This is a genomic window from Geodermatophilus sp. DSM 44513, from assembly GCF_032460525.1.
Taxonomy (GTDB): Bacteria; Actinomycetota; Actinomycetes; order Mycobacteriales; family Geodermatophilaceae; genus Geodermatophilus.
Window position 1 is genome coordinate 3,292,096 of the sequence record NZ_CP135963.1, and the last position, 25,326, is coordinate 3,317,421.

The 25,326-nt window shown below is 76.9% G+C and carries 20 protein-coding genes; 7 read left to right on the forward strand and 13 right to left on the reverse strand.

Going from position 1 to position 25,326, the window contains the following annotated elements:
• Positions 1-56: 56 nt before the first annotated feature.
• The 3 genes from RTG05_RS15970 to RTG05_RS15980 all read right to left on the reverse strand — a co-directional run bounded on the left by RTG05_RS15970 (position 57) and on the right by RTG05_RS15980 (position 3,192).
• Positions 57-1,136 carry an amidohydrolase family protein gene (locus tag RTG05_RS15970; RefSeq protein ID WP_166525933.1) on the reverse strand — a complete coding sequence of 360 codons (1,080 nt, stop codon included), beginning with the start codon at positions 1,134-1,136 and terminating at the stop codon, positions 57-59.
• Entirely contained in the window at positions 1,133-2,725 is a 1,593-nt protein-coding gene (ffh, locus tag RTG05_RS15975) for a signal recognition particle protein (protein ID WP_166525934.1), read from the reverse strand. Before ffh ends, RTG05_RS15970 begins: the two co-directional genes overlap by 4 nt.
• 149 nt (positions 2,726-2,874) lie before the next feature.
• Positions 2,875-3,192, reverse strand: coding sequence for a helix-turn-helix transcriptional regulator (locus tag RTG05_RS15980; RefSeq protein ID WP_208104610.1), 318 nt, complete (start codon positions 3,190-3,192; stop codon positions 2,875-2,877).
• A gap of 201 nt (positions 3,193-3,393) precedes the next feature.
• Here RTG05_RS15980 and RTG05_RS15985 point away from each other — a divergent pair, with 201 nt between their 5' ends.
• Both RTG05_RS15985 and RTG05_RS15990 read left to right on the forward strand, forming a co-directional pair.
• Positions 3,394-3,858 (forward strand): hypothetical protein, encoded by a 465-nt coding sequence (locus RTG05_RS15985; RefSeq protein WP_166525935.1) that lies wholly within the window; start codon positions 3,394-3,396, stop codon positions 3,856-3,858.
• The gene (locus RTG05_RS15990) at positions 3,855-4,895 is read left to right on the forward strand and encodes a baeRF3 domain-containing protein (RefSeq protein WP_166525936.1); all 1,041 of its coding nucleotides are present in this window, start codon (positions 3,855-3,857) and stop codon (positions 4,893-4,895) included. Before RTG05_RS15985 ends, RTG05_RS15990 begins: the two co-directional genes overlap by 4 nt.
• An 85-nt stretch (positions 4,896-4,980) precedes the next feature.
• Here RTG05_RS15990 and RTG05_RS15995 read toward each other — a convergent pair whose 3' ends face one another.
• The 4 genes from RTG05_RS15995 to RTG05_RS16010 form a co-directional block, all read right to left on the reverse strand.
• On the reverse strand, positions 4,981-5,199 hold the full coding sequence (locus RTG05_RS15995; RefSeq protein ID WP_166525937.1) for a hypothetical protein: 219 nt from the start codon (positions 5,197-5,199) through the stop codon (positions 4,981-4,983).
• 88 nt (positions 5,200-5,287) lie between these two features.
• Complete coding sequence (locus tag RTG05_RS16000) at positions 5,288-7,657, reverse strand: [protein-PII] uridylyltransferase (protein ID WP_166525938.1); 2,370 nt, start codon at positions 7,655-7,657, stop codon at positions 5,288-5,290.
• Between the two features lie 130 nt (positions 7,658-7,787).
• Positions 7,788-8,126: a P-II family nitrogen regulator gene (locus tag RTG05_RS16005; RefSeq protein WP_166525939.1), complete on the reverse strand. Its 339-nt coding sequence runs from the start codon at positions 8,124-8,126 to the stop codon at positions 7,788-7,790.
• On the reverse strand, positions 8,123-9,496 hold the full coding sequence (locus tag RTG05_RS16010; protein ID WP_166525940.1) for an ammonium transporter: 1,374 nt from the start codon (positions 9,494-9,496) through the stop codon (positions 8,123-8,125). Before RTG05_RS16010 ends, RTG05_RS16005 begins: the two co-directional genes overlap by 4 nt.
• A gap of 336 nt (positions 9,497-9,832) precedes the next feature.
• Between RTG05_RS16010 and RTG05_RS16015 the strand changes: the two genes are divergently transcribed.
• The 3 genes from RTG05_RS16015 (at position 9,833) to RTG05_RS16025 (ending at position 14,005) form a co-directional block, all read left to right on the forward strand.
• Complete coding sequence (locus RTG05_RS16015) at positions 9,833-10,957, forward strand: Nickel transporter NicT (RefSeq protein ID WP_315911952.1); 1,125 nt, start codon at positions 9,833-9,835, stop codon at positions 10,955-10,957.
• An 85-nt stretch (positions 10,958-11,042) separates the two neighbouring features.
• Complete coding sequence (locus RTG05_RS16020) at positions 11,043-12,908, forward strand: SpoIIE family protein phosphatase (RefSeq protein WP_208104612.1); 1,866 nt, start codon at positions 11,043-11,045, stop codon at positions 12,906-12,908.
• A gap of 23 nt (positions 12,909-12,931) precedes the next feature.
• A complete protein-coding gene (locus RTG05_RS16025; RefSeq protein ID WP_166525942.1) occupies positions 12,932-14,005 on the forward strand; it encodes a threonine aldolase family protein in 1,074 nt (357 codons plus the stop codon).
• Here the strand turns inward: RTG05_RS16025 and RTG05_RS16030 are convergent.
• Together RTG05_RS16030 and ftsY are read right to left on the reverse strand one after the other, a co-directional pair.
• Positions 13,983-14,618 (reverse strand): hypothetical protein, encoded by a 636-nt coding sequence (locus RTG05_RS16030; protein WP_166525943.1) that lies wholly within the window; start codon positions 14,616-14,618, stop codon positions 13,983-13,985. The two genes, RTG05_RS16025 and RTG05_RS16030, sit on opposite strands and share 23 nt — an antisense overlap.
• Before the next feature lie 2 nt (positions 14,619-14,620).
• Positions 14,621-15,847, reverse strand: a complete 1,227-nt coding sequence (ftsY, locus tag RTG05_RS16035; protein WP_166525944.1) for a signal recognition particle-docking protein FtsY — start codon at positions 15,845-15,847, stop codon at positions 14,621-14,623.
• Between the two features lie 76 nt (positions 15,848-15,923).
• On the opposite strand from ftsY, the gene RTG05_RS16040 reads away from it, so the two are divergent.
• On the forward strand, positions 15,924-17,618 hold the full coding sequence (locus tag RTG05_RS16040; RefSeq protein WP_166525945.1) for an alkaline phosphatase D family protein: 1,695 nt from the start codon (positions 15,924-15,926) through the stop codon (positions 17,616-17,618).
• Positions 17,619-17,622: 4 nt separating this feature from the next.
• Complete coding sequence (locus tag RTG05_RS16045) at positions 17,623-18,438, forward strand: endonuclease/exonuclease/phosphatase family protein (RefSeq protein WP_166525946.1); 816 nt, start codon at positions 17,623-17,625, stop codon at positions 18,436-18,438.
• Positions 18,439-18,445: 7 nt separating this feature from the next.
• Here RTG05_RS16045 and RTG05_RS16050 read toward each other — a convergent pair whose 3' ends face one another.
• From RTG05_RS16050 to smc, 4 genes are all read right to left on the reverse strand, one after another.
• Positions 18,446-18,871: a type II toxin-antitoxin system VapC family toxin gene (locus RTG05_RS16050; protein WP_166525947.1), complete on the reverse strand. Its 426-nt coding sequence runs from the start codon at positions 18,869-18,871 to the stop codon at positions 18,446-18,448.
• Between the two features lie 19 nt (positions 18,872-18,890).
• A complete protein-coding gene (locus RTG05_RS16055; protein WP_208104613.1) occupies positions 18,891-19,154 on the reverse strand; it encodes a type II toxin-antitoxin system Phd/YefM family antitoxin in 264 nt (87 codons plus the stop codon).
• Positions 19,155-19,218: 64 nt separating this feature from the next.
• Positions 19,219-21,549, reverse strand: a complete 2,331-nt coding sequence (locus tag RTG05_RS16060) for a glycoside hydrolase family 65 protein (RefSeq protein WP_166525948.1) — start codon at positions 21,547-21,549, stop codon at positions 19,219-19,221.
• Between the two features lie 129 nt (positions 21,550-21,678).
• Positions 21,679-25,245 carry a chromosome segregation protein SMC gene (gene smc / locus RTG05_RS16065; RefSeq protein WP_166525949.1) on the reverse strand — a complete coding sequence of 1,189 codons (3,567 nt, stop codon included), beginning with the start codon at positions 25,243-25,245 and terminating at the stop codon, positions 21,679-21,681.
• Positions 25,246-25,326: the final 81 nt, after the last annotated feature.

The window sequence follows — 25,326 nt, forward strand, 5'->3', positions numbered from 1 at the left end:
CGACCGGCGGTGAGCCAGGACCGGCGACGATCAGCTCACCTGATCGTCGGGGGCGCTCAGGCGACCACGCGGCCGCGCAGCACGATCCGCCGGGGGCGGGCCAGGGTGTCCAGGTCGGTGCGCGGGTCGGCGTCGTAGACCACGACGTCGGCCGGGGCGCCGTCGGTGATGCCGGGCAGCCCCAGCCACGACCGCGCGGACCAGGAGGCCGCGGCCAGCGCCGCCTCGGCGGGGATCCCGGCCGCGTGCAGGGCCCGCACCTCGTCGGCGATCCGGCCGTGGTCGATGCCGCCGCCGGCGTCGGTGCCCGCGAACACCGGGACGCCGGCCTCGTACGCGGCGCGGACGACGGCGCCCGAGGAGGCGTACAGCCGGCGCATCGTGCTGGCGTAGGCGGGGAACCGCTTCTCCCCCGCCGTCGCGAAGCCGGGGAAGTTCGCCACGTTGACCAGCGTCGGGACGACCGCGGTGCCGCGGGCGGCCATCTCCCCGACGAGGTCCTCGGTCAGGCCGGTGCCGTGCTCGACGCAGTCGATGCCGGCCGCGACGAGGTCCGGCAGCGCGTCGGTGCCGAAGGTGTGCGCGGTCACCCGGGCGCCCTCGGCGTGCGCGGCGGCGATCGCGGCGGTGAGGACGTCGGCCGGCCACTCCGGGGCGAGGTCGCCCACGCCGCGGTCGATCCAGTCGCCCACCAGCTTCACCCAGCCGTCGCCGCGGCGGGCCTGCACCCGCACCTCCTCGACCAGCGCCTCGGGCTCGACCTCGACGGCCAGCCCGGGGATGTAGCGGCGGGTGCGGGCGATGTGCCGGCCGGCGCGGAGGATCGTCGGCAGCTCGGGGTCGTCGTCCAGGGCGCGGGTGTCGACCGGGGAACCGCAGTCGCGCAGCGCCAGCACCCCGGCGTCCCGCTCGGCGAGCGCCTGGTCGCGGGCGGCGGCGAGGTCCTCGGTGTGCCCACCGCCCCGCGCGATGCCGACGTGGCAGTGCGCGTCGACCAGGCCGGGCACCAGCCAGCCTCCCCGGGCCACCGTCTCCGCGCCGGGCACCGGGTCGGAGGTGAACCGCCCGTCGCGGACCCACACGTCCCGGTGCTCGCCGTCGGGCAGCACCACCCCGGACAGGTGCAGCCCGGTCACCGGGAGGGCCGCTCGTCCCCGGGCTGGTCGAAGCGCAGCTTGGTCAGGTCGGGCAGGCCCTGGCCCGGCGGCAGGCTCGGCACCCCGCCCGGCAGCCCGCCGAAGGGGCCGCCACCGAACGGGTTGCCGGCCCCCGGCGGCAGCGCCGGCGCGCCCGCCGGCCGGCGGGCCGGACCGCCCCGGGCCTTGCCGCCGCCCTTGCCCTTCCCCTTGCCCTTCTTCGACTGGGCCTGCATCTGCCGCCCGCGGGCCTTCTTCGACATCGGGCCCATGCCGGGCAGGCCCATGCTGCCGGCCATCTGGCCCATCATCTTCTGGGCCTGGGCGAAGCGCTCCAGCAGCTGGTTGACCTGGGTGACGGTGACCCCGGAGCCGTTGGCGATGCGGACCCGCCGCGACGCGTTGATGATCTTGGAGTTGACCCGCTCCTCCGGCGTCATCGAGCGGATGATCGCCGCGGTGCGGTCCAGGTCGCGGTCGTCGACCTGCTTGAGCTGCTCCTTCATCTGCCCGGCGCCGGGCAGCATGCCGAGCAGGTTGGCGATCGGCCCCATCTTGCGGATGGCCATCATCTGCTCGAGGAAGTCCTCGAGGGTGAAGCCCTCGCGGCTGGCCAGCTTGCCGGCCATCTTCTCGGCCTGGTCGGCGTCGAAGGCCTGCTCGGCCTGCTCGATGAGGGTGAGCACGTCGCCCATGCCGAGGATGCGCGAGGCCATCCGCTCGGGGTGGAAGACGTCGAAGTCGGTGAGCTTCTCGCCGGTGGAGGCGAACATGATCGGCTGGCCGGTCACGTACCGGACCGACAGCGCGGCACCACCGCGGGCGTCGCCGTCGAGCTTGGTGAGGACGACGCCGGTGAAACCCACGCCGTCGCGGAAGGCCTCGGCCGTGGTGACGGCGTCCTGCCCGATCATCGCGTCGACGACGAACAGCGTCTCGTCGGGCTGCACGGCGTCCCGGATGCCCGCGGCCTGCGCCATCAGCTCCGCGTCGATGCCCAGTCGGCCGGCGGTGTCGACGACCACGACGTCGTGCATGGTGCGCCGGGCGTGCTCGACGGAGTCCGCCGCGACGCGGATGGGGTCGCCGACGCCGTTGCCCGGCTGCGGCGCGTAGACGTCGACGCCGGCCTGGCCGGCCACGATGGACAGCTGGTTGACCGCGTTGGGCCGCTGCAGGTCGCAGGCCACCAGCAGCGGGGCGTGGCCCTGCGCCTTGAGCCAGCGGCCGAGCTTGCCGGCCAGCGTCGTCTTGCCCGACCCCTGCAGGCCGGCCAGCATGATCACCGTCGGCGACTGCTTGGCGAAGCGCAGCCGCCGGGTCTCCCCGCCCAGGATCTGGACGAGCTCCTCATTGACGACCTTGATGACCTGCTGCGCCGGGTTCAGCGCCGAGGAGACCTCCGCTCCCCGGGCCCGCTCCTTGACCGCGGCGATGAAGGCCCGCACCACCGGCAGCGCGACGTCGGCCTCCAGCAGCGCGATGCGGATCTCCCGCGCGGTCGCGTCGATGTCGGCCTCGGTGAGCCGGCCCTTGCCACGCAGGCCGGTGAAGACCTTGTCCAGGCGGTCGGAGAGGGTCTCGAACACAGCACGTCCTCGTCAGAACTCGCGGGCGCGGCCGGCCGGCCGCTGCGACCGGCTGCTCGGCCTCGGGCGCCCGGGGACCCCGGAGCCGTCGCGCCACCTGGGGCCAGCGTAACCAGCGCCACCGGCCGCCGGGTGCGTGCGCGGGGCCCTCAGGCGGGTCCGGGGCCCGGCGGGCGGTCGCCACGGCCGAGCACCAGGGACAGGAAGTCGCCGACCCGCACGTGCTGCTCCACCGGGTGCCGGAAGCGGCTCTGCGGCACGACGGTGTACCGGTTGCGCCGGCCGATCCGCTGCCGGACGACGTAGCCGGCCTCCTCCAGGTCCCCGACGATCGTCTGCACCGCGCGCTCGGTGATGCCGACCCGCTCGGCGACGTCGCGGATCCGGGCGTCCGGGTCGGCGGCCAGGCTGACCAGCACGTGGCCGTGGTTGGACAGGAAGGTCCACCCGGGTGGGGGCGCGGTCACGGGCAGGACCGTACGGGAGGACCCCCGCCCCCACCGCCCTCCGGCCCCCTGTCGCGCGCTGCTGGTTTCCGGTATCGTCGTTCCTGCGAGGGGAGTACCCGATCGCGCCAGCGACAGCCGCCACCCGTCAGTCCCGGCTCCGGCCCGGGTGGCGCCGGTCCTCCGGGACCGGGGGAGACCTCGCCACACCCGGGAGGCCCCGTGACCCTGCCGCTCGCCCCACCCCCGCGCCCCGACGCACCGTCACCCACCACATCGGCGCCCACCGCACCGGCGCGGGCCCCCGCCCGCACGCCCCGGGCCAACGCGCCCCGCCTGCTGGCCGTCGTGCTGGGCCGGGACGGCGCCGTGGACGTCCTCGACGCCGCCTACGGCCGGGCGCGGGAGACCGGGCAGGAGGTGCACACCGCCGTGCTCCTCCCCCGCGTGCCGTTCACCCTGGACGCCCGGCTGCTGGCCGCCCTGTCCGAGGAGGCCGACCGCGAGGCCGCCGACGTCCTCGCGCTGGCCCGCTCCCGCGCGGCCGCGGCCGGCGTCCCGGCGCGGATCAGCCTGCACCGCCTGGCCGGCCTGCACGGCCGGCGCCGCGAGCGCGTCCTCGACCGCGCGGTCACCCGACTGGCCCGGCGCCTGGACGCCGTCCCGCTGCGCGGGGACGGCGCGTGACCGCCGCCCCGCCACGGGCCGAGTGGCCCACGCCGGAGCAGGTGCTGCTGCTCCAGTCGGTCAGGGCCGACCCGTGCGTCTCGCTGTTGGCCACCACCCGGCCCGCACCGCGGATGACCGACGCGGACGCCGCGACCCTGGAGCGGCTGGCCGCCGACGCCACCGCCCGGCTCGCCGGGCAGGGAGGCGCCGACCTGGCCGGCGCGCTGGCCGAGACGGTCGCCCGCGCCCGCTCCGGGCCGACCGGCCGGGGCATCGCGGTGTTCGTCAACCCGGTCGTCCGCGAGGTCGTGCGGCTGCCGGTGGCCGTCACCGACCGGGCCGTCGTCGACCCGACCTTCGCCACCCGGGACCTGGTCCGCACCCTGCACCGCACGCCGCGGCACCTCGTGCTGCTGCTGTCGGAGCGGGAGGCGCGGCTGCTCGAGGGCGTGGCCGAGGACCTGCGGCCCCCGCCCCGCGCGCCGTTCCCGATCACCGCCGACGACCTGCCGCAGGACGCCTTCCTGCGCCGGGTGGACCAGGCGCTGGGCACCCACCGGCGGCTGCACCCGGCCCCGCTGGTCCTGGTCGGCGCGGAGCGCACGATCACCCGCTTCCGGAAGCTGTCCCGGAACCTCGACCGGCTGGCCGGGACGGTGACCGGGAGCCTGGTGAGCGCGCCGCTGCCGGACCTGGTGCCGCGGGTCCGCGAGGTCCTGGACGCCTACCTGCTGAGCCGGCAGGGCGAGGCGCTCGCGCTGCTGGACCGGCGGCGCTCCCGGGCGGCCGTGGTGGAGGGCATCGACGCGGTGTGGCTGGCGGCGCGGTGCGAGCGGCCGGAGATGCTGGCCGTGGAGGAGGGCTTCACCTACCCCGCCCGGCTGAGCCCGGACGGCGACTTCCTGACCCCGGCCACCGACGTCGACCACCCCGACGTGGTCGACGACCTGGTGGACGAGGTCATCGAGACCGTGCTGCTGCGCGGCGGCTGGGTGGCCCTCGTCGCCGACGGCACCCTCGCCGACCAGGGCCGGGTGGCGCTGACGGTCCGCTGACCGCCCCCCAGGTGACCGGGTGGAACCGGCCCCTCGCAGGGTCCCGCCGCGAGCTCGCGAGCGGTGGGGGGCGAGGGGTCCTTCCTCAGGCGGCGGCGCGGCGGGCCGGGCCGGCGGCCACCCCGACCGGGCTGCCGGAGACCAGCGCCGTCCCGCAGTCGGCGCACGCCCACTCCGGGCACTCACCGCCGTCCTCGGTGTGCCCGTCCGCGCACGGCGGCTGGACGAACTCCCGGTCGGCGTCGCAGGACGGGCAGGGCCACACCCGGCCCTCGGCTGCGGCGACGGCGGACTGGCCGGACATGGCGATCGTCTCCCTGCGGTCGGCGTCGGGACCGGTCCGTCCCGCTCGGCTGCGACCGTCGCACGGGGGTGTGACAGGACCGCGGAGCTCAGGCCGGCGTGTCCCCCCGCCCGGCCACCGCGTCGGGCACGGCGCCGCGCACGGCGGCGGCCAGCGCCGCCTCCACCCGCTCCCGCTGGTCATGGCCGATCGGCTCCCCCGAGGGGTTGTGCACGTAGAAGTGGTCGGCGGCGTCGGCCCCCAGGGTCTCGATCCGCGCCGAGGTGACGTCCAGGCCCTCGGCCGCCAGCGCGGCGGTCAGCCGGTACAGCAGCCCGGCGCGGTCCCCCGCCCGGACCTCCACGATCCCGGTCGCGTCGCCGGTCACCTCGCCGTTGTGCCAGGAGACGCGCGGCGGCGTCGCCCGGGCGGCGTCCTGCCGGTAGTCAGCCTCCCGCTGCCGGAGCCGCTCGGCCAGCGGCAGCGTCCCCTCCAGGGCGGCCCGGACGGCGTCGGCCAGGATCGCGGCGACCGGCGGCCGGCCGAACCGCGGCCGGACGGCGAACACCGCGGTCGCCCGGTCGCCGACGACGTCGACCTTGGCGGCGCGCACGTCGAGCTGGTTGAGCGCCAGCACCCCGGCCAGCCGGCTGAACAGCCCGTGCCGGTCGGGCGCGACGATGGTCACCCGCTGGCCGTCGGCGACGTCCTCCACGCCCACCGCGACGCCCACGTCGGCGGGGTCGTCGGTGCCCACCTGCGGCTCCCCCGGGTGCAGCACCGGCTCGGGCTCGGGCACCGGGGCACCGCCCAGCCGCGCCTGCACGCGGGCCACCAGCGCGGCGACCAGGTGCGCCTTCCACGGCGACCAGGCCGAGGAGCTGGTCGCCGCCCCGTCGGCCTGGGCCAGGGCGTGCAGCAGGTGCAGCAGCGCCGGGTCGTGCCCGATGGTGGCGGCCACCCGCTCGACGGTGGCCGGGTCGTCGATGTCCCGGCGGGTGGCGGTGTCGGGCAGCAGCAGGTGGTGGCGCACCATCGCGGCCAGCGTGGCGACGTCGTCCTCCCCGAAGCCCATCCGGGCGGCGACCCGCGCCGCGATCGGCTCGCCGACCACGCTGTGGTCCCCGGGCCAGCCCTTGCCGACGTCGTGCAGCAGCGCGCCGACCAGCAGCAGGTCGGGCCGGTCGACGTCGCGGGTCAGCTCCGCGGCGGCCGCGGCGGCCTCCACCAGGTGGCGGTCGACGGTGAACCGGTGCCAGGGGTGGCGCTGCGGCAGCGAGCGGACCCGGTCCCACTCCGGCAGCAGCCGGGACAGCAGCCCCTCCTGGTCCAGCTGCTCGAGCACCGGCACAGCCGAGCGCCCGCTGGCCAGCAGCCGCAGGAACGACCAGCGCACCTCCGCCGGCCAGGGCTCGGGTACCGGCGGGGCGTGCACGGCCAGCACCTTGAGGGTGTAGGGGGACAGCAGCAGGTCCGCCCGCGCGGCGGCGGCGGCACCGCGCAGCACCAGGCCGGGGTCGGCGGCCGGGCGGGCGTCGCGGGCCAGCACGACCTCGTCGCCCTGGCGAACGACGCCCTCGGCCAGCGGCTCGCGGTGCACCCGGCGGTACCGGGCGCGGGGACGGCGGACCAGCGCGGCCTCCACCCGCCGCCACGTCTCGTCCGCGACGAAGGCCAGCCGGCGCCCGGCCAGGCTCACCTCGCGCAGCAGCGCGTCCTCGTCGGGGAGGCCGAGCGCGACCGCGACCGGCCGCTGCTCCTGGCGGACCAGCACGTCGGTCGGCCGCCCGGAGCGCCGGCGCAGCTCGTCGCGGACGTCGAGCAGCAGGGCGTAGGCCTGCTCGACCTCGGCGGCCGGCTCGTCGGTCAGCTGCGCCGCGGCCGCCGCCCGCAGCACCTGGCCCTCCCGCAGCCCGCCGTAGGCCTCCTTGAGGTCGGGCTCGAGCAGGAAGGCCAGCTCGCCGACCTGCCGGGCCCGGCCGCGGCGCAGGTCGCGCAGCTGGGGCAGCAGCCGGGACGCCGACTGCCGCCAGCTGCCCAGCGTGGCGGTGCGCAGCGCGGCCGCGAGGCCGGCGTCCCCGGCCACGAAGCGGACGTCGAGCAGCCCCAGCCCGGCCTTGACGTCGGTGGAGGCCACGCCGACCGCCTCGGCGACCGTCCGCACCGAGTGGTCCAGCCGCAGGCCCGCGTCCCAGATCGGGTACCAGACCGCGTCGGCGAGGGCGGCGATCTCCGGGCGTCCCTCGTGCACCAGGACGAGGTCGAGGTCCCCGAACGGCGGGGGCTCCCGGCGGCCGAGGCTGCCCACCGCCACCAGCGCGAGCCCCTCCGTCCCGCCCCGGGCCGGCGCCCCGCCGCGGCGCGGCCGGGCCGGCGGCGTGCCCGCGACGGCCTCGTCGAGCAGCCCGGCGAGCCAGCCGTCGAGCACCTCGGTGCGCCGCGCCCGCGGCAGTGCGGGCAGCGACCCGGTGTCCAGCACGTCTCCCCCTCGCTGTCGGGACCCCGAACGGCATCGGCCGGGGTGGCGGGCCTCCCCGCCACCCCGGCCGTCGGCCCCGTCCCGAGGCTCGCGCCGAGCCTGCGAGGCGTGAGGAGGACGGGGTCCTTCTTCAGAGGGCGTCGGCGCCACGCTCGCCGGTGCGGACGCGCACGACCTCGTCGATCGTGGTCACCCACACCTTCCCGTCGCCGATCTGTCCGGTGGAGGCGGCCTCCACGATCGCGTCGACGACCCGGGCGGCCTCCACCTCCCCGACGACGACCTCGATGCGCACCTTGGGCACGAAGTCCACCTGGTACTCCGCCCCGCGGTAGACCTCGGTGTGGCCGCGCTGGCGGCCGAAGCCCTGGACCTCGCTGACGGTGAGCCCGGCGATGCCGATGAGCTCCAGGGCGTTCTTGACGTCGTCGAGCTTGAACGGCTTGACGATCGCGGTGACGAGCTTCACGCCCGGCTCCTCTCGGTCGGAACGGTGACCCCCCGTGCCTCGGCGGAGGCCTGGGCACCCAGTGTCGCGGCACCCCGCCCACCGCCGCCGCCGAGGGAGTCGAGGTCGTAGCCGGTCTCGGCGTGCACGACCGAGTCGATGCCGGCGACCTCGTCCTCCTCGGTGACCCGGAAGCGCATGGTCCGGGCGATGACCGCACCGATGAGCAGCGTGAGCACGAAGCTGTAGACCAGCACCGCGCCGGCGCCGACGGCCTGCCGCCACAGCTGGTCGAGGCCGCCGCCGTAGAACAGGCCCTCCACACCGGCGGTGGCCGTGGCGGAGGCGAACAGGCCCACGGCCAGCGTGCCCCAGACACCACCGACGAGGTGCACGCCGACGACGTCGAGGGAGTCGTCGTAGCCGAGCCGGTACTTCAGGCCGACGGCCAGGGCGCAGACGACGCCCGCGACGAAGCCGATGGCGATCGCGCCCAGCGGGGTGACCGCCGAACAGGCCGGGGTGATGGCGACCAGGCCCGCGACGACGCCGGAGGCGGCCCCCAGCGAGGTGGCGTGCCCGTCGCGCACCTTCTCCGTGGCCAGCCAGCCGAGGGTGGCCGCACCGGTGGCGACCAGGGTGGTGACGACGACCTCGGCGGCCTGGCCGTTGGCGGCCAGGGCGGAGCCGGCGTTGAAGCCGAACCAGCCGAACCACAGGATGCCGGCGCCGATCATGACCAGCGGCAGGTTGTGCGGCCGCATCGGGTCGCGGCCGAAGCCGCGCCGCCTGCCGAGCACGAGGGCGAGCGCGAGGCCCGCGGCGCCGGCGTTGACGTGCACCGCGGTGCCACCGGCGAAGTCGATGGCCAGCAGGTCGTTGGCGATCCAGCCACCGGTCTCGGACTCCGCGCCGTCGAAGGCGAAGACCCAGTGCGCGACGGGGAAGTAGACCAGCGTCGCCCAGACCCCGGCGAAGACCATCCACGGGCCGAACCGGGCCCGGTCGGCGATCGCGCCGGAGATGAGCGCGACGGTGAGGATGGCGAACATCGCCTGGAAGGCGACGAAGGCCATCGAGGGCACCGTGAAGACCAGCTCGTCGGCGGCGAAGGAGCCCTCGAGCCCCGCGGTGCCCATCAGCGCGGACAGCCCGAAGAACTCCAGCGGGTTCCCCAGCAGGCCCCCGCCGACGTCGTCCCCGAAGGCCATCGAGTAGCCGTAGAGCACCCACAGCACGCTGACCAGGGCCAGCGCGCCGAAGCTCATCATCATCATGTTGAGCACGCTCTTCGCGCGGACCATGCCGCCGTAGAAGAGCGCCAGACCGGGGGTCATGAACAGCACCAGGGCGGCGCTGACCAGGACCCAGGCGGTGTCGCCGGTGTCCACGGCAACCTCCTGACGGATCGGTGTGGCCGGCGTCGGACGCGGCCACGGGGCGGGGCCGGGCGACAGCGCCCGGGCGGCGGTGGGCCGTCACCCCTCCGCGGAGGGGCGACGTGGCGCTCACCGTGCCGTCGGCACGTTTCGGCGACCGGCACGGCGCTGTTTCCGTGCCGTGAACTCCCTGCCGCGTGTCCGGCTGTCGTGTTCCGGTCGTGTTGCGCGGGTCCCGGGAGGACACAGGCGCCTCTTGTTGCGAGGGGTGTGCACCTGCGAGGCATGTGCAATAAGGTCGCCGCAGCCGCCCGCCGGACCGGCCGGGGGTGCAGCCGAGGAGGCAGCGTGTCCGTGCCCGCCGTGTCGGTCCCGTTCCCCGCACCGGTCCGCGCCGGCAGCTTCAGCGCGCACGAGCGTCGCTCCGTCGTCGCGATGGCGGGGTTCGTCCTGCTGCTGCACGTGGTCGGCTGGGGCGTGCTGGTCCTCGCCGTGGCCCCGGCCGGGTACCAGCTGGGCAGCACCGGGGTCCTCGGCGTCGGCGTCGGGCTGACGGCCTACATGCTCGGCGTCCGGCACGCCTTCGACGCCGACCACATCGCCTCGATCGACAACACCACCCGCAAGCTGGTCGAGGAGGGCAGGCCCGCGGTCAGCACGGGGTTCTGGTTCTCCCTCGGGCACTCGTCGGTGGTCTTCCTCGCCAGCCTGCTGCTGGTCGTGGGCGTGCGGTCGGTCGCCGGCGTCGTGCAGGACGAGAGCTCCTCCGTCGCCCAGACCCTCGGCCTGGTGGGCACGCTCGTCGCCGGCACCTTCCTGCTGCTGATCGGGGTGTCCAACCTCGGCTCCGCCATCGGCATCGCCCGGGTCTTCGGCCGGATGCGGACCGGCCGGTTCGACGAGGCGGAGCTGGAGCACCACCTGCACAACCGGGGTCTGCTCGCCCGTCTCCTGCGCCGGGTGACCCGGCGGGTCAGCCGGCCCTGGCACCTCTACCCGGTGGGCCTGCTGATGGGCCTGGGCTTCGACACCGCCACCCAGGTCGCACTGCTCGTGCTGGCCGCGGGCTCGGCCGCCTTCGTGCTCCCGTGGTACGCGATCCTCGTCCTGCCCGTGCTGTTCGCGGCCGGGATGAGCCTGTTCGACACCGCCGACGGCGTGCTCATGACCCGCGCCTACGGCTGGGCGTTCCTCAAGCCGGTCCGCAAGGTGTTCTACAACCTGGTGATCACGGTGCTGTCCGTGGCCGTCGCCCTGGTGATCGGGAGCCTGGTCCTCGTCGGGCTGCTCGTGGAGCGGCTGTCCATCGACGCCGGGCCGCTGGCGTGGGCGGCGTCGCTGGACCTGGGGTTCGTCGGCTTCGCCATCGTCGGGTTGTCCCTCCTCGCCTGGGGGGTCGCCGTGGCCGTCTGGCGCCTGGGCCGCATCGAGGAGAGGTGGTCCGGCGAGACGGCGGCCACCGAGGTGGCCTGACCCGGCCCCCCTCGCCGGACGCCCCTCGGTACCCGCTCACGTCCGCGGGCGGTGGTGTGGGATGCGGGAACCGGGTAGTGCGCTGGTGACCAGCACGCGTACCCGAGGGGACGGCACGGTGGCCGCGGACCAGCAGAGCGGGGACGACCGGCCCCCGGGGCGCCGGGCGCCCGCGGACCTGCCGACGCCAGACTTCGCCCGGGTCTTCGACGAGGCGCCGGCGCCCTTCCTGCTCCTGACGCCGGACCTGGTCATCGTGCACGCCAACCGGGCCCGGCTGGAGGCGACCGCGACCACCCTCGAGGACACCGTCGGCCGGCACCTGTTCGACGTCTTCCCGCTCAACCCCGACGACCCGGGGGCCGACGGCGTCCGCAACGTGGCCGACACCCTGGCCCTCACGCGCGACACCCGCCGGCCGGTGACCATGCCGATCCAGAAGTACGACATCCCGCTGCCCGACGGCACCTGGGTGGAGCGGTTCTGGAGCCCGCGCAACGTGCCCATCCTGGACGATGACGGTCGGGTCGTGCTGTTGCTGCACCGCTCGGACGACATCACCGACTACGTCCGGGACCGCGACGAGGCCCGGCAGGAAGCGGCGCGCGGGCAGCACCGGGTCGAGCGGGTGGAGGCCGACCTCTTCGCCCGGACCCGCGAGCTGGAGCGGCTCAACGCCGAGCTGCGCGAGAGCAGCCGTCGCGAGCGGCGCACCGCCGACTCGCTGGCCGGGCTGGCCGCCACCGTCTCCGCCCTCGCCGCCGCCGAGACCACGAGCGACCTGCTCGAGCGGGTGTTCCACCACAGCTGGTCGGCGCTGCAGGCCGAGGTCGTCGCCGTGGCCCTCGCCGGCCCCGGCGGCCTCCGTGTGACCGAGCGCCGGGACGGGCGACCGGTGTCCGCGGCACTGGACCCCGCCTCGCCCCTGCCGATGGCCGTGGCTGCGACGACCGGGGAGGCCGTGCTGGTCGAGGACGCCGGCGCCGGGGACGCGCCGCCGGCCCCTGCACCGGGCACCGGTTCGTGGGCGGCCCTGCCGCTGCGTGCCGGCGGCCGGCTGCTGGGCTCCTGGACCCTCGGCTGGCGGGGACCGCGCGCCTTCGAGGACCACGACGTCCGGGTGCTGGAGGCGCACGCCGCGCAGTGCGCGCAGGCCGTGGACCGGGTGACCCGGCTGGAGGCCGAGCGGCGGCGGGCCCGGGAGACCCGCACCCTGGCCGAGACGCTGCAGCGCTCGATGCTCACCGAGCCGCCCGCACCCGACCACCTGCGCATCGCCGTCCGCTACCGGCCCGCGGCGCGGGAGGCGCAGGTCGGCGGCGACTGGTACGACGCCTTCCTCTCCCCCGACGGCGCGACCACCCTGGTGGTCGGCGACGTGACCGGTCACGACCGGGTCGCGGCGTCGGTCATGGGACAGCTGCGCAACGTGCTGCGCGGCGTCGTGCACGCGCTGGACGCTCCGCCCGCCCGTGCACTCTCCGCGTTGGACCGGGCGCTCCGGGACCTGGGGATGAGCACGCTGGTCACCGCCCTGCTCGCCCGCGTGGAGCAGTCCGCGGCGGACGCGGGCACCGGCACCCGGACCCTGCGCTGGTCCAGCGCCGGGCACCTGCCGCCGCTGCTGCTGGCCGCCGACGGCACGGCCCGGCTGCTGGAGCGTGCGCCGGAGCTGCTCCTGGGCGTGGACCCGGGCGTCCGGCGCACCGACACCACGACCCCGCTGCACCCCGGGGACACCGTCGTCCTCTACACCGACGGGCTGGTGGAGCGCCGGGACGCGGACCTCGACGACGGCCTCGCCCGCCTGGTCGAGGCGGGGCGGGCGCTGTCCGGCGCCACGGTGGAGGAGCTGTGCGACGGGCTGCTCACCCGGCTGGCACCCGAGTACGCCGACGACGTCGCGCTGCTGGCGCTGCACGCCTGCCCGCAGCAGCCGCGCACCGGGTGAGCGGCTGCGGCCAGACTGACCCGGTGGACGACGACCTCGAGGCCCTGCGCGCCCGCTGCGACCGGTCGCTGAGCGGCCACGGTGACCGGCGGGCTGGCGACCTGCTGGCCACCGTCCCGGCGGACACGGCGCTGGACCGCTACGGCGAGGGCGGCGTGGTCGCCGAGCTGGAGGCCGAGGTGGCCGGGGTGCTCGGCCTGCCCGCGGCCGTGTACCTGCCCAGCGGCGTGATGGCCCAGCAGGCCGCGCTGCGGGTGCACGCCGACCGGCGCGCACGGCGCACCGTGCTGTACCACCCGGAGTGCCACCTGGCCCACCACGAGGAGCAGGGCCCCGAGCGGCTGCACGGCCTGGTCGGCCGCCCGGTCGGCGACCGGTACCGGCTGCTGCTGCGCGCGGACCTCGACCGGGTCGCCGAGGCGCCGGCCGCGCTGCTGGTCGAGCTGCCGCAGCGCGCCCTCGGCGGGCAGCTGCCGCCGTGGGACGACGTGGTCGCGCAGGCGCGGTGGGCTCGGGAGCGGAGTGCCGCCGTCCACCTCGACGGGGCCCGCCTGTGGGAGGCCGCGGCCGGGTACGGCTGCTCCCCCGCCGAGGTCGCGGCGGTCTTCGACACCGTGTACGTCAGCTTCTACAAGGTCCTGGGCGCGCTGGCCGGGTGCTGCCTGGCCGGGCCGGCCGACGTGGTCGACGAGGTGCGGGAGTGGCGGCGCCGGATGGGCGGCACGCTGTTCGGGATGTGGCCGGGGGCGGCGTCGGCGCTGACCTGCCTGCGCCGCCGGCTGCCGCTGGTGCCGGCCTACCTGCGGCGGGCCCGTGAGGTCGCGGACGCGGTGCGCGGCCTGCCGGGCGTCACCGTCGTCCCGGACCCGCCGCAGACGCCGGTGCTGCACCTGCTGCTGCGCACCCCGCCGGAGGCGGCCGCCGCGGCCGCCCGCGCGCTCGCGGCCGGGCAGGGCCTGTGGACCGGGGTGCCCGTGGCGACCGGGGACCCGGGCACCGCGCGGCTGGAGGTCGCCGTCGGCGACGCGACGCTGGCGCTGCCCGACGACGACGTGCGTGCGGCCGTGGCGGCGCTCAGCGGCGGGGGCGCCGGGTGAGCCGTCCGGTGCGGCGGTCCGGCCGCTCGGCCAGCGGGTCGGCCGGCAGCAGCGCCGCACCGGCGGCGTGGCCGGCGAGCAGCTTGGCGAAGAAGACCGGCGCGAACCACGGTGCGGCCGCCGAGGGGCCCAAGGCGCGGTCGAGCGCCACCCCGCCGGCCGTGGTGGCCAGGCCCAGCACCCGCCGGAGGCGGCGGTCGCGGGGCACGGTGAGCACGGCGGTCGCCCCCAGCAGGTAGCCGTACAGCGCCAGGGCCCACCGCAGCCGGGCGCGCCGCGGGCCGCCGTCCAGCACGGCGAGGACGACGGGGTGCAGGTGCCCCGCCGAGAAGGCGAGGTGCTGGGCCGGGCCCGTGCCCTCGCGGTGGTACCAGCGGGCGGCCGCCGGGGTGTTGTTGCACCACGCCCCGCCCCACAGGTCGACGGCCAGCACCCGCAGCACCGGGTCCGCGCCCCGGCGGCCCCGGACGTGGCTCCGCGCCAGCAGCGGCGCGAGCACCGCCCCCGCCAGCCCGAGGCCGAAGCTGCCGGCGTTCTCCACCGGGCCGGCCCCGGGGCCGGCGATGCGGTCCCAGACGCCGGGCAGCCCGGCGCGCACCCCGCCGACGGCCACCGCTAGTCCGCCCCGCCGACGAGCGCCTCGGCGAACGCCTCGGGCTCGAAGGGGGCCAGGTCGTCGGCGCCCTCCCCCAGCCCGACCAGCTTGACCGGGATGCCCAGCTCGCGCTGCACGGAGACGACGATGCCGCCCTTGGCCGTGCCGTCGAGCTTGGTGAGGACGACACCGGTCACGGCGACCGCCTGGGTGAACACCCGCGCCTGGACGACGCCGTTCTGCCCGGTCGTGGCGTCCAGGACGAGCAGCACCTCGGTCACCGGCGCGACCTTCTCCACGACCCGCTTGATCTTGCCGAGCTCGTCCATCAGGCCGCCCTTGGTGTGCAGCCGGCCCGCGGTGTCGACGACGACGGTGTCCACCTCCCCCTGGACCCCCGTGCTGGCGGCCTCGAAGGCGACCGAGGCCGGGTCGGCCCCCTCCCGGCCGCGCACGGTGAGGACGCCGACCCGCTCGCCCCAGGTCTCCAGCTGGTCGGCGGCCGCGGCGCGGAAGGTGTCCGCGGCGCCCAGGACGACGCTGCGGCCGTCGCCGACGAGGACGCGGGCGATCTTGCCGCAGGTCGTGGTCTTGCCCGCGCCGTTGACGCCGACGACGAGGACGATCCCCGGCCGGCCGTCGCGGCGCTCCACGGCCAGGCTGCGGTCGAGGTCCGGGCCCAGCACCGCGGTGAGCTCCCGGACGAGCAGCGCGCGCAGCTCCGCGCCGGACGCGGTGGCCAGCACCATCGACTGGGTGCGCAGCCGGTCGACGATCTGCTGGGTGGCGGCCACGCCGACGTCGGCGGCGAGCAGGGTCTCCTCGAGCTCCTCCCAGTCGTCCTCGGTGAGCCGCTCGCGGGCCAGGACGGTGAGCAGGCCGCGGCCCAGGTTGGACTGCGAGCGGGCCAGCCGGGAGCGCAGCCGGACCAACCGGCCCGACGACGGCGGCGGGGTCTCGAAGGTCAGCCCCGGCTCGGGCTCGGCCGGGGGCAGCACGACCGCCGGCGGGGCCTCCGGCTGCACGGCGTCCGGCTCGGCGGTCGTCCCCAGCCCGCTGGCCGTGGACCCCGACGGGCGGGGCGGGGCCTCCGGCGCCGGGGTGGGCGGGCGCGGGCGGGTCAGCGTGGTACCGGTGGCGGCGTCGTCGTCCAGGCGGGTGGTCCGCCGGCCGCGGCCGACGAGGAGGCTGACCCCGAGGACCAGGCCGACGAGCAGGATCGCGATCGCGATCAGCACGAACTCCATGGCCCCCAGTCTCGCAGCCGGGGACCGCACGGCCAGGAGCACTGCGCCACCCCCGGGCGGTGAGACCCTGGGCGGCATGCCGCTGCCCGGCCGGGAGAACCCGGTCCTCCTGATCGGTCCCCTGTTGCGGCACGTCGACCCGGTCTCGGCCACCGTCTGGGTGGAGACCGACCGGCCCTGCGAGGTGCAGGTGCTCGGCCGGCGGGCGCGCACCTTCACCGTGGGCGGCCACCACTACGCCCTCGTGCTCGTCGAGGGCCTGGAGCCGGGCAGCACCACGCCCTACGAGGTGCACCTGTCCACCGACGGCGGCGAGGCACAGCGGGTCTGGCCGGACGCCGCCTCGCCGTTCCCGCCCAGCCGGATCCGGACGCCGGGCCGGCCCGGGCCCTTCCGCATCGCGTTCGGCTCCTGCCGCTACGCCACACCGAGCACGGTCGACGCCGCCGACGGCATCCCGCCGGACGCGCTGGACTGCTACGCCGCGCGGCTGGCCGCCCAGCCGGAGGACGAGTGGCCCGACGCGCTGGTGCTGCTGGGCGACCAAGTCTACGCCGACGAGCTGACGCCGGAGACCCGCCGGTGGCTGTCGCTGCGCCGGGGGCGGCCGGCCCCGGCGGACGCCCAGGTCGACGACTTCGAGGACTACACCCGGCTGTACGCGGAGTCCTGGAGCGACCCACAGGTGCGCTGGCTGCTGTCCACGATCCCCTCGTCGATGATCTTCGACGACCACGAGATGATCGACGACTGGAACACCTCGGCGGCCTGGCGCCGGGAGGTCACCGGCCAGGACTGGTGGACCCGCCGGATCTGCGGCGGCCTGGTCAGCTACTGGGTCTACCAGCACCTGGGCAACCTCAGCCCGCAGGAGCTCGCCGAGGACCGGACCTGGCGGGCGGTCCGCGAGCGGCCCGGCGACGCCGAGTCGGTGCTCCAGGCCATGGCCGAGACCGCCGACCGCGACCCCCGCTCGGTGCGCTGGAGCTACGTCCGGCACTGGGGCGAGGCGCGGATGGTCATGGTCGACAGCCGGGCCGGCCGGGTGCTGGAGGAGTCCGTCCGGGCGATGCTCGACGACGACGAGTTCGGCTGGGTCGAGGCGGCCGTGCGCCGCGCCGTCGACGAGGGCGTCGAGCACCTGGTGCTGGGCACCTCCCTGCCGTGGCTGCTGCCGCACGCCATCCACGGGATCGAGCGGTGGAACGAGACGCTGGTCCGCCGCCACCTCGGCCGGCCGGTCGGCTGGGTGTCCGAGCGGCTGCGCCAGGCGGCGGACCTGGAGCACTGGGCGGCGTTCGGCGACTCCTTCGAACGGCTGGGCCGGCTGCTGGTCGCGGTGGGCCGCGGGGAGCACGGCCGGGCGCCGGCGACCGCGCTGGTGCTCTCCGGCGACGTCCACCACGCCTACGCCGCCGAGCTGGTGGCACCCGACGGCCTGGCCACCCGGGTGCACCAGCTGACCGTGTCCCCGCTGCACAACCAGGCGCCGCACCCGATCCGCGTGGGCTTCCGGATCGGCTGGAGCCGCTGGGCGCGCCGGCTGACCGCCGCGGTGACCCGGCTGACCCGGGTCGCCCCCTCGGAGCTGGACTGGACCAAGCACGCCGGCCCCTACTTCGGCAACCAGCTCGGCGAGCTGGTCCTGCACGACCGCCGGGCGTCCTTCCGGCTATTCGTCAGCGACCGCGACGACGCCGGGCAGGAGCAGCTGCGCCTGGTCGCCGAGCTGCCGCTGTCGGACCCGGTCGCGGCGGAGGTGACAGGCTGAGGCGGTGACCGACGCCCTGCACCCCCGGCCGGCCCCCGGCCCGGACCAGCCGCCGGTCCCCGTCCGGCTGGTCACCTTCAACACCCACCACGGGGTCGGGGACGACGGCCGGCACGACCTGCCGCGGCTGGCCACGGTGCTCGCCGCGGCCGACGCCGACGTCATCTGCCTGCAGGAGGTCGACCGGCACTTCGGCGAGCGCAGCGAGGACGTCGACCAGGCACTGCTGCTGTCCCGGGCGCTGGACATGCAGCTGGCGTGGGGGCCGGCGATCGACCGGCCGCGCGGCGACGGCGGGGGGCGACGCCAGTACGGCAACGCGCTGCTGTCCCGGCTGCCGATCCTCATCAGCGACGTGCACCCGCTGCCCGGTGGTGGGGAGCCGCGCAGTGCGCTGCGGACCATGGTGGAGCTCGACGGCGCCGCGCTGTGGGTGACGACCACCCACCTGTCCACCCGCTCGCCGGCCGAGCGCGGCGAGCAGATCGCGGCGATCGCCGCGCTGCACACCGAGCCGATGGAGACCGGCGTCCTCGTCGGGGACTTCAACGCCGACCCCCGCGCGCCGGAGCTGGCCGCACTGGCCGGGCGGTTCACCGACGCCTGGGAGGTGGCGCCGGACCGCGAGGACCAGGCCGGCTGGCGGTTCTGGCACGCGCGGCACGGGGAGACCCACCCCGCCCGCCGTCCGCACCGACGGATCGACCAGGTGTGGGTGTCCGCCGGTGTCGGCGTGACCCGCGCGCACGTGCTCGACGCCGCAGGCGCCTCCGACCACCTGCCCCTGGTCGTGGACCTGCAGGTGGCCTCCGGGGTCTGAGCGCCGGCTACGCCACCGGCGCCAGCCGGGCCCCTGCTGCCCGTGCGCCCTCCCTCAGTCGCCGGTCCCAGGCGGCGAAGACCACGGCGGCGACGCCGACGGCCTGCAGGCTGGCGAGGTGCACCGCGTCGGCACCCCGCAGGGCGTGCCGACCGGCCAGTTCGCCGGCGCGGGCGGCCACCGCCCCGGTCAGCTCGACGGCCCGGGTCGCCGCCCAGTAGTCCTCCCACGCCGCCTCGGCGCGGCTCCGGTCGGCCGGGGTGAGCCGACGGGCGCGTGCCGCAGCGGCCAGCGCGGCGCGCACCTCCGGGTACGCCAGCCTGCTGGACACCGCGGCGTCGCACCCGTCCCAGAGCGCGGCGGCGAGGTCGCTGCCGTCCTCGTCCACCAGCAGCTTGACGAAGGCGCTGCTGTCGAAGTAGACGATGGCCATACCCGTCGGTCGCGGCCCGTCAGTCGCGCTGCTCGCTCACCAGGTCCGCCACCGGGCCACTCGCGCGGACCCGTGCGGCCCCACGTGCGGCCGGCCGACCGGCCCGCTGCGGTCGGCTCAGCACGCCGTCCTGCACGAGCTGGTCGAGCAGCGGCGCGGAGTCGACGGGGAGCAGGCGGGCCACCGGGGTCCCGCGGTCGGTGACGACGATCTCCTCCCCAGCCCGGGCCCGCTCGATCCAGTGGGACAGCTCCGCCCGCAGGGCACTGATCGCCACGTCCACGCGGTCAGTGTACAAGTCGAACATCCCGATGTGTACACCACGATCCGGAGTGCTCCACGGACGCTCAGGTGCGCGGTTCGCGGCCGGCGGGCTGGCGCGGCTCGCCGAGCAGCGGGTCGGGGGCACGCAGCGGCACGTGACCGGGGGTGTCGGCCGTGACCGACAGCCGCACGCCGTCGGCGACCACGGTCACCGGCCCCTCCCCGCGCACGAGCGTGACGGTGGTGCCCTCCCGGGTGGTCTGCACGCGCAGCACCCGGCCGCGCCAGGTGACCGACCAGGCCGTGCGCGACAGGGCGGCCGGCAGCAGCGGCGCGATCTCCAGCTCCTCGTGGTCCTCCCGCATGCCGCCCAGGCCGGCAACCAGCGCCAGCCACGCCCCGGCCACCGAAGCCAGGTGCAACCCCTCGGCGCTGCCGCCGGTGACGTCGCGCAGGTCGACCAGGGCTGCCTCGCGCAGGTAGCGCAGGGCGAGGTCGGGGTGCTGGGCCTGGGCGCACACGACGGCCTGGACGGCGGCCGACAGCGAGGAGTCCCGGACCGTGCGCGCCTCGTAGTAGTCCAGGTCGCGGGCCACCTCCGCAGGCGTGAAGTCGTCGCGACACCACCACAGCGCCTGCACCAGGTCGGCCTGCTTGAGCACCTGCCGGCGGTAGAACGTGGCGTAGTGCTGGTGCTCCTGGACCGGGTAGCTGTCGTCGTCCTCGAAGTGCCACTCCCGGTAGGCGGTGAAGTTCTCGTTCATCGGGTGCACCTGCAGGTCCCCGTCCCACGGGACGTGCACCGCGTCGGCCGCGGCCCGCCACGTGGCGGTCTCCGCGTCGTCCACCCCGAGCTCCGCGGCGCGCTCCGGCCACCGCCGGCAGGCGTCGGCGGCCCACCGCAGGTTGCGCGCGGCCATCAGGTTGGTGAAGACGTTGTCGTCGACGACGCCGGTGTACTCGTCGGGCCCGGTCGTGCCGAACAGGTGCCAGCGGCCGGCCGCGTCCTCGTGACCGAGCGACGTCCACAGCCGCGCGGTCTCCACGAGCACCGCCACGCCGCCGAGCGAGACGAGGTCGGTGCCCGTGACGTTCTGGTGCAGCCAGAAGGCGCGGGCGACGTCGGCGTTGACGTGCACCGCCGCGGTGCTGGCCGGCCAGTAGGCGGAGACCTCGTGCCCGCTGATGGTGCGCCAGGCGAACGCCGCGCCGTCCAGCCCCAGCGTCGCCGCGCGCTCGCGGGCGAGGTCCAGGGTGCCCGAGCGCCAGCGCAGCAGGCGGGCCGCGGCGTCCGGGCGCAGCAGGCTGAGCGCGGGCAGCACGAAGCCCTCGACGTCCCAGAAGGTGTGCCCGCTGTAGCCCATGCCGGTGAGGCCCTTGGCGCCGACGGGGGCGTCGGAGATGCAGGCGGCGGAGCAGAACAGCTGGAAGACGGCGTAGCGCAGCGCCTGCTGGAGCTCGGGGTCGCCGTCGACCTCGACGTCCGCGGTGGCCCAGAGCTCGTCGAGGACGGCGCGCTGCCCGGCGAGCAGGCCGTCCCACCCCAGGTCTCCGGCCGAGCCCACGGCGGCCGAGGCCTCCCCGACGACGGAGTCGGCGGCGGCGTCGTGGGACCAGCTGTACCCGACGGTCTTGACGATCGTGAGGCTCTCGCCGGGGCCCAGGTCGGCGGCCACCGTGGTGACGACGTGGTGTTCGTCGGCGCGGGTGTCCACCCGTCCGCCGTCGACCCGGTGGCCGACCGCGGCGGCGACCGTGATGCCCGAGCGGCGGGTGCGGGACGCGAGCGCGCCGCCGTCGTCCACGCGGCGGTGCACCTGCGGCTCGAAGGCGGTGTCCAGCACGTCGGCCACCCGCGGGTCGTCGTTGACCACGCCGGTCGGCGTGATCGCGCCGGAGACCAGCTCGGAGCGCACGACGACGTGCGCGGGGCCGTCCACGGCGCGGACCTCGTACCGCACGGCGCACACCGAGCGCTCGACGAGGGAGACCAGCCGCCGCGAGGTCACCTCGATCGTCGTGCCCGACAGGGCGGTCCAGCGCACGCGGCGGTCCAGCGTGCCGGCCCGCAGGTCCAGGGTGCGCTCGTGCAGCTCGGGGCGGACCTCGCGCACGTCGAGCACGACCCCGTCGACCAGCAGCCGCAGCGGCGTGCCGTCGGCGACGGTGAGCAGCGCCTGGCCCTCCCCGGGGTGCCCGTAGCCGCCCTCGGGGTAGGACAGCGGGTGGGTCTCGTACACGCCGGACAGGTAGGTGCCGCGGGTGGCGCAGGGCTCCACCTCGTCGAGGGTCCCCCGGGTGCCGAGGTAGCCGTTGGCGAGGCTGAAGAGGGACTCGGCGACGGCGAGCGTCCCGGGGTCCACGTGCGGCTCGCGGACGGTCCACGGGTCGGTGTCGAGGGTGGGGGCGGCCACGGGGGTCCTCGCGTCGTCGGGGGCGGCGGGCACCGGGGACGGCGTCCCCTCCCCCGTCCTACCGGTCCCCGCCCGACGGCGCGATCCGGGCCGACAGGGGCCGGCGTCCGTTCCGCCCGGCCGCGGCGGTCACGCGGGCTCGGGCTCGCGCAGGCGTTGGCTGATGACGCCGGTGATGCCGTCGCCGCGCATGCTCACCCCGTAGAGGGCGTCGGCGATCTCCATCGTCCGCTTCTGGTGGGTGATGACGATCAGCTGCGAGGTCGAGCGCAGCTGCTCCACCAGGGTCAGCAGCCGGCCGAGGTTGACGTCGTCCAGAGCCGCCTCGACCTCGTCGAGCACGTAGAACGGCGAGGGCCGGGCCCGGAAGATCGCCACCAGCAGCGCGACCGCCGTGAGCGAGCGCTCCCCACCCGAGAGCAGTGACAGCCGCCGCACCCGCTTGCCGGGCGGGCGGGCCTCGATCTCCACGCCGGTGGTGAGCATGTCGCTGGGGTCGGTGAGGTGCAGCCGGCCCTGGCCGCCGGGGAAGAGGACGGCGAACACCCGCTCGAACTCCCGCTGCACGTCGGCGAAGGCGGCGGCGAAGACGTCGTGGATGCGCCCGTCCACCTCGCGGACGACGGTGAGCAGGTCGCGGCGGGTGGCCTCCAGGTCGGCGAGCTGGGTGGCCAGGAACCCGTGTCGCTCCTCCAGCGCGGCGAACTCCTCCAGCGCCAGCGGGTTCACCGTGCCGAGGGTGGCCAGGTCCCGCTCGGCCCGCGCGGCGCGGCGTTCCTGGGTGGCGCGGTCGAAGGGCTCGGCCTCCGGCTCGGGCTCCCCGGCCGCCTGCGCGGCGGCGACCTGGGCGGGGGTGGGCGGCACCGGTGCGGCCGGGCCGTACTCGGCCAGCAGGGTGGGCAGGTCGACGCCGTACTCCTCGGCGGCCCGGCCCTCCAGCCCCTCGATGCGGTAGCGCTGCTCGGCGCGGGCCACCTCGTCGCGGTGCACCTCGTCGGTGAGCCGCTCCACCTCCGCGGTGGCCGCGCGGACGGCGACGCGCACCTCCAGCAGCTCGGCCTCCGCGGCGGTGCGCAGACGGGCCAGCTCGTCGCGCTCCGCGGCGGCCCGGGTCAGGGACGACGCCAGCGCGCCCAGCGCCGCCTCCGCCCCCGTCCGCACCCCGGCGGCGACCCGGGCGCCGCGCTCCCGGGCGAGCTGGGTGGCGGCGGCCCGTTCGCGGGCGGCGCGCTCCTGGCGGGCCCGCCGGCGCAGCGACTCCGCCCGTCCACTGAGCGCCCGGGCCCGCTCCTCGGCGGTGCGCACGGCCAGCCGCGCCTCGGTCTCCGCCTGCCGGGCGGCGGCCGTCTCCCGGCGCAGCCGGTCCCGCTCGGCCGGGTCGGGCTCGTCGGCGACCGGCGCCGCCTGGGCCTCGGCCAGCCGCTGCTCGAGGCCGGCGAGGGCCGTCTGCGCCTGCTCCAGCGCCTGCTCGGCGCGGACCCGGGCCGCTGCCGAGCGCTCGGCCTCCGCGGTGGCCGCCCGGGCGGCGGCGCCCAGCTCGGCGAGCCGCGCGGCCGCGGCCGAGCGGGTGCGGTCGGCCGCCTGGCGGGCGGCGAGGGTCCGCTCGACGTCCGCCGAGCGGTCGCGGGCGGTCTGTCGTGCCGCGGCCAGCCGGTCGGCGAGGTCGGCGGCCCGGGCGGAGGCCGCGGCGAGCTCCCGCTCGGCGTCCTCCACCCGGGCGCGGACCTCCAGCCCCGAGGGCGCGTCGGCCTGCCCGCCGACCGCCCAGTCGGCGCCGACGAGGTCGCCGTCGCCGGTCACCGCCCGCACCCGGGGGTGGGTGGTGACCAGGGTGACCGCGGCGTCCAGGTCGGGGACGACGGCGACGCGGTCCAGCGCGCGGTCCAGGGCGGGCTGCAGCGCCGCGGGGGCCTCGACCAGGTCGCGCGCCCAGCGGGCCCCCTCCGGCAGCCGCGGCCAGCCGTCGCGGGGCAGCGCGGGCAGGCCGCCGGTGACCAGCAGCCCGGCGCGGCCGCCGGCGACGTCCTTGAGGTGCGCCAGCGCCGCCGCGGCACCGGCCACGGAGTCGACGACCAGGGCGTCGGCCATCCCGGCCAGCGCGGCGGCCAGCGGCACCTCCGCGCCGGGTGCGACGGTGACCCGCTCGGGAACCGGCCCGAGGACGCCGGGCAGGCCGGCGGCCAGCACCGCGGCGGCGCCGTCGGCCGGCGCCAGGCCCTGGGCGAGGGTGTCCCGGCGGGCGTGTGCGGAGGCGCGGTCGCGCTCGGCGGCCCGCTCGGCGGCGGCCAGCTCGGTGACCGCCCGCGCCGCCGCGGCGTGCGCGGCGACCGCGTCGGCGTGCGCGGTGACCAGCGCGACGTCCTCGTCGTCGGCGTCGGCCACCGCCGCGCGGCGTTCGGCCAGCCGGTCGGCGGCGATCTCGGCGCGGTCGGCGGCCTCGGCGGCCGCGGCGGCGAGCCGCGCGATCTCCGCCTCCCCCGCGGTGACGCGGGAGCGGGCGGCGGCGACCTGCCCGGACAGCCGCGCCAGGCCCTCCCGGCGGTCGGCCAGGGCGCGGGCCGCGGCGACCCAGGCCCGCTCGGCGGCGGCCAGCGCGGTCTCCCGCTCGGTGCGGGCGGTCACCGCCGCCGCCAGCCGGCCGCGCTCGGCGTCCAGGCCCGTGGCGAGCTGGGCCTCGGTGGCGGCCACCCGCTCGGCCTCGGCGTCCAGCTGGTCGGGGTCGCGGCCGGCGGTGGCCGCGGGCGGGGCGGCGGACAGGTGCCGGTGCCGCTCAGCGGCCAGCTGGGCGGTGCCGCGGAAGCGCTCGGTGAGCGCGGAGAGCCGGTACCAGGTGTCCTGTGCCGCGGCCAGCAGCGGTGCGTCGGCGGCCAGCCGGGTCTCCAGCGCCGACTCGCGCGCCGCCGTCCGGGCCAGCTCGGCCTCGACGGCGGCGCGGCGGGCGCGGGCCGCGGCCTCGTCGGCGACGTCCTGCTCCAGGGCGTCACGCAGCTGCACCAGGTCGTCGGCGAGCAGCCGCAGCCGGGCGTCGCGCAGGTCGGCCTGCACACCGGCCGCGCGGCGGGCCGCCTCGGCCTGGCGGCCCAGCGGCTTGAGCTGGCGGCGCAGCTCGGCGGTGAGGTCGCCGAGGCGGTCGAGGTTGGCCTGCATCCCCTCGAGCTTGCGGAGGGCCTTCTCCTTGCGCCGGCGGTGCTTGAGGACGCCGGCGGCCTCCTCCACGAAGGCGCGACGGTCCTCGGGGCGCCCGGACAGCACGGCGTCGAGCTGCCCTTGACCGACGACGACGTGCATCTCCCGGCCGATGCCGGCGTCGCTGAGCAGCTCCTGGACGTCGAGCAGCCGGACCCTGTCCCCGTTGATCTCGTACTCGCTCTCCCCGGAGCGGTACATGCGCCGGGTGATCGAGACCTCGGTGTAGTCGATGGGCAGCGCGCCGTCGGCGTTGTCGATGGTGAGCGTCACCTCGGCCCGGCCCAGCGCGGGGCGGCCGGCGGTGCCGGCGAAGATGACGTCCTCCATCTTGCCGCCGCGCAGGGTCTTCGCGCCCTGCTCGCCCAGGACCCAGGCGATGGCGTCGACGACGTTGGACTTCCCGGAGCCGTTGGGGCCGACGACGGCGGTGATCCCCGGCTCCAGGCGCAGGGTCGTCGCGGACGCGAAGGACTTGAAGCCCTTGAGCGTCAGGCTCGCCAGGTGCACGGGGTCAGGAACTCAGCCGGGGTGCGCGACTCCGGCCTCGTCCAGAGGCTCGCCGCGAGCTGGCGAGCGGTGAGGAGGACG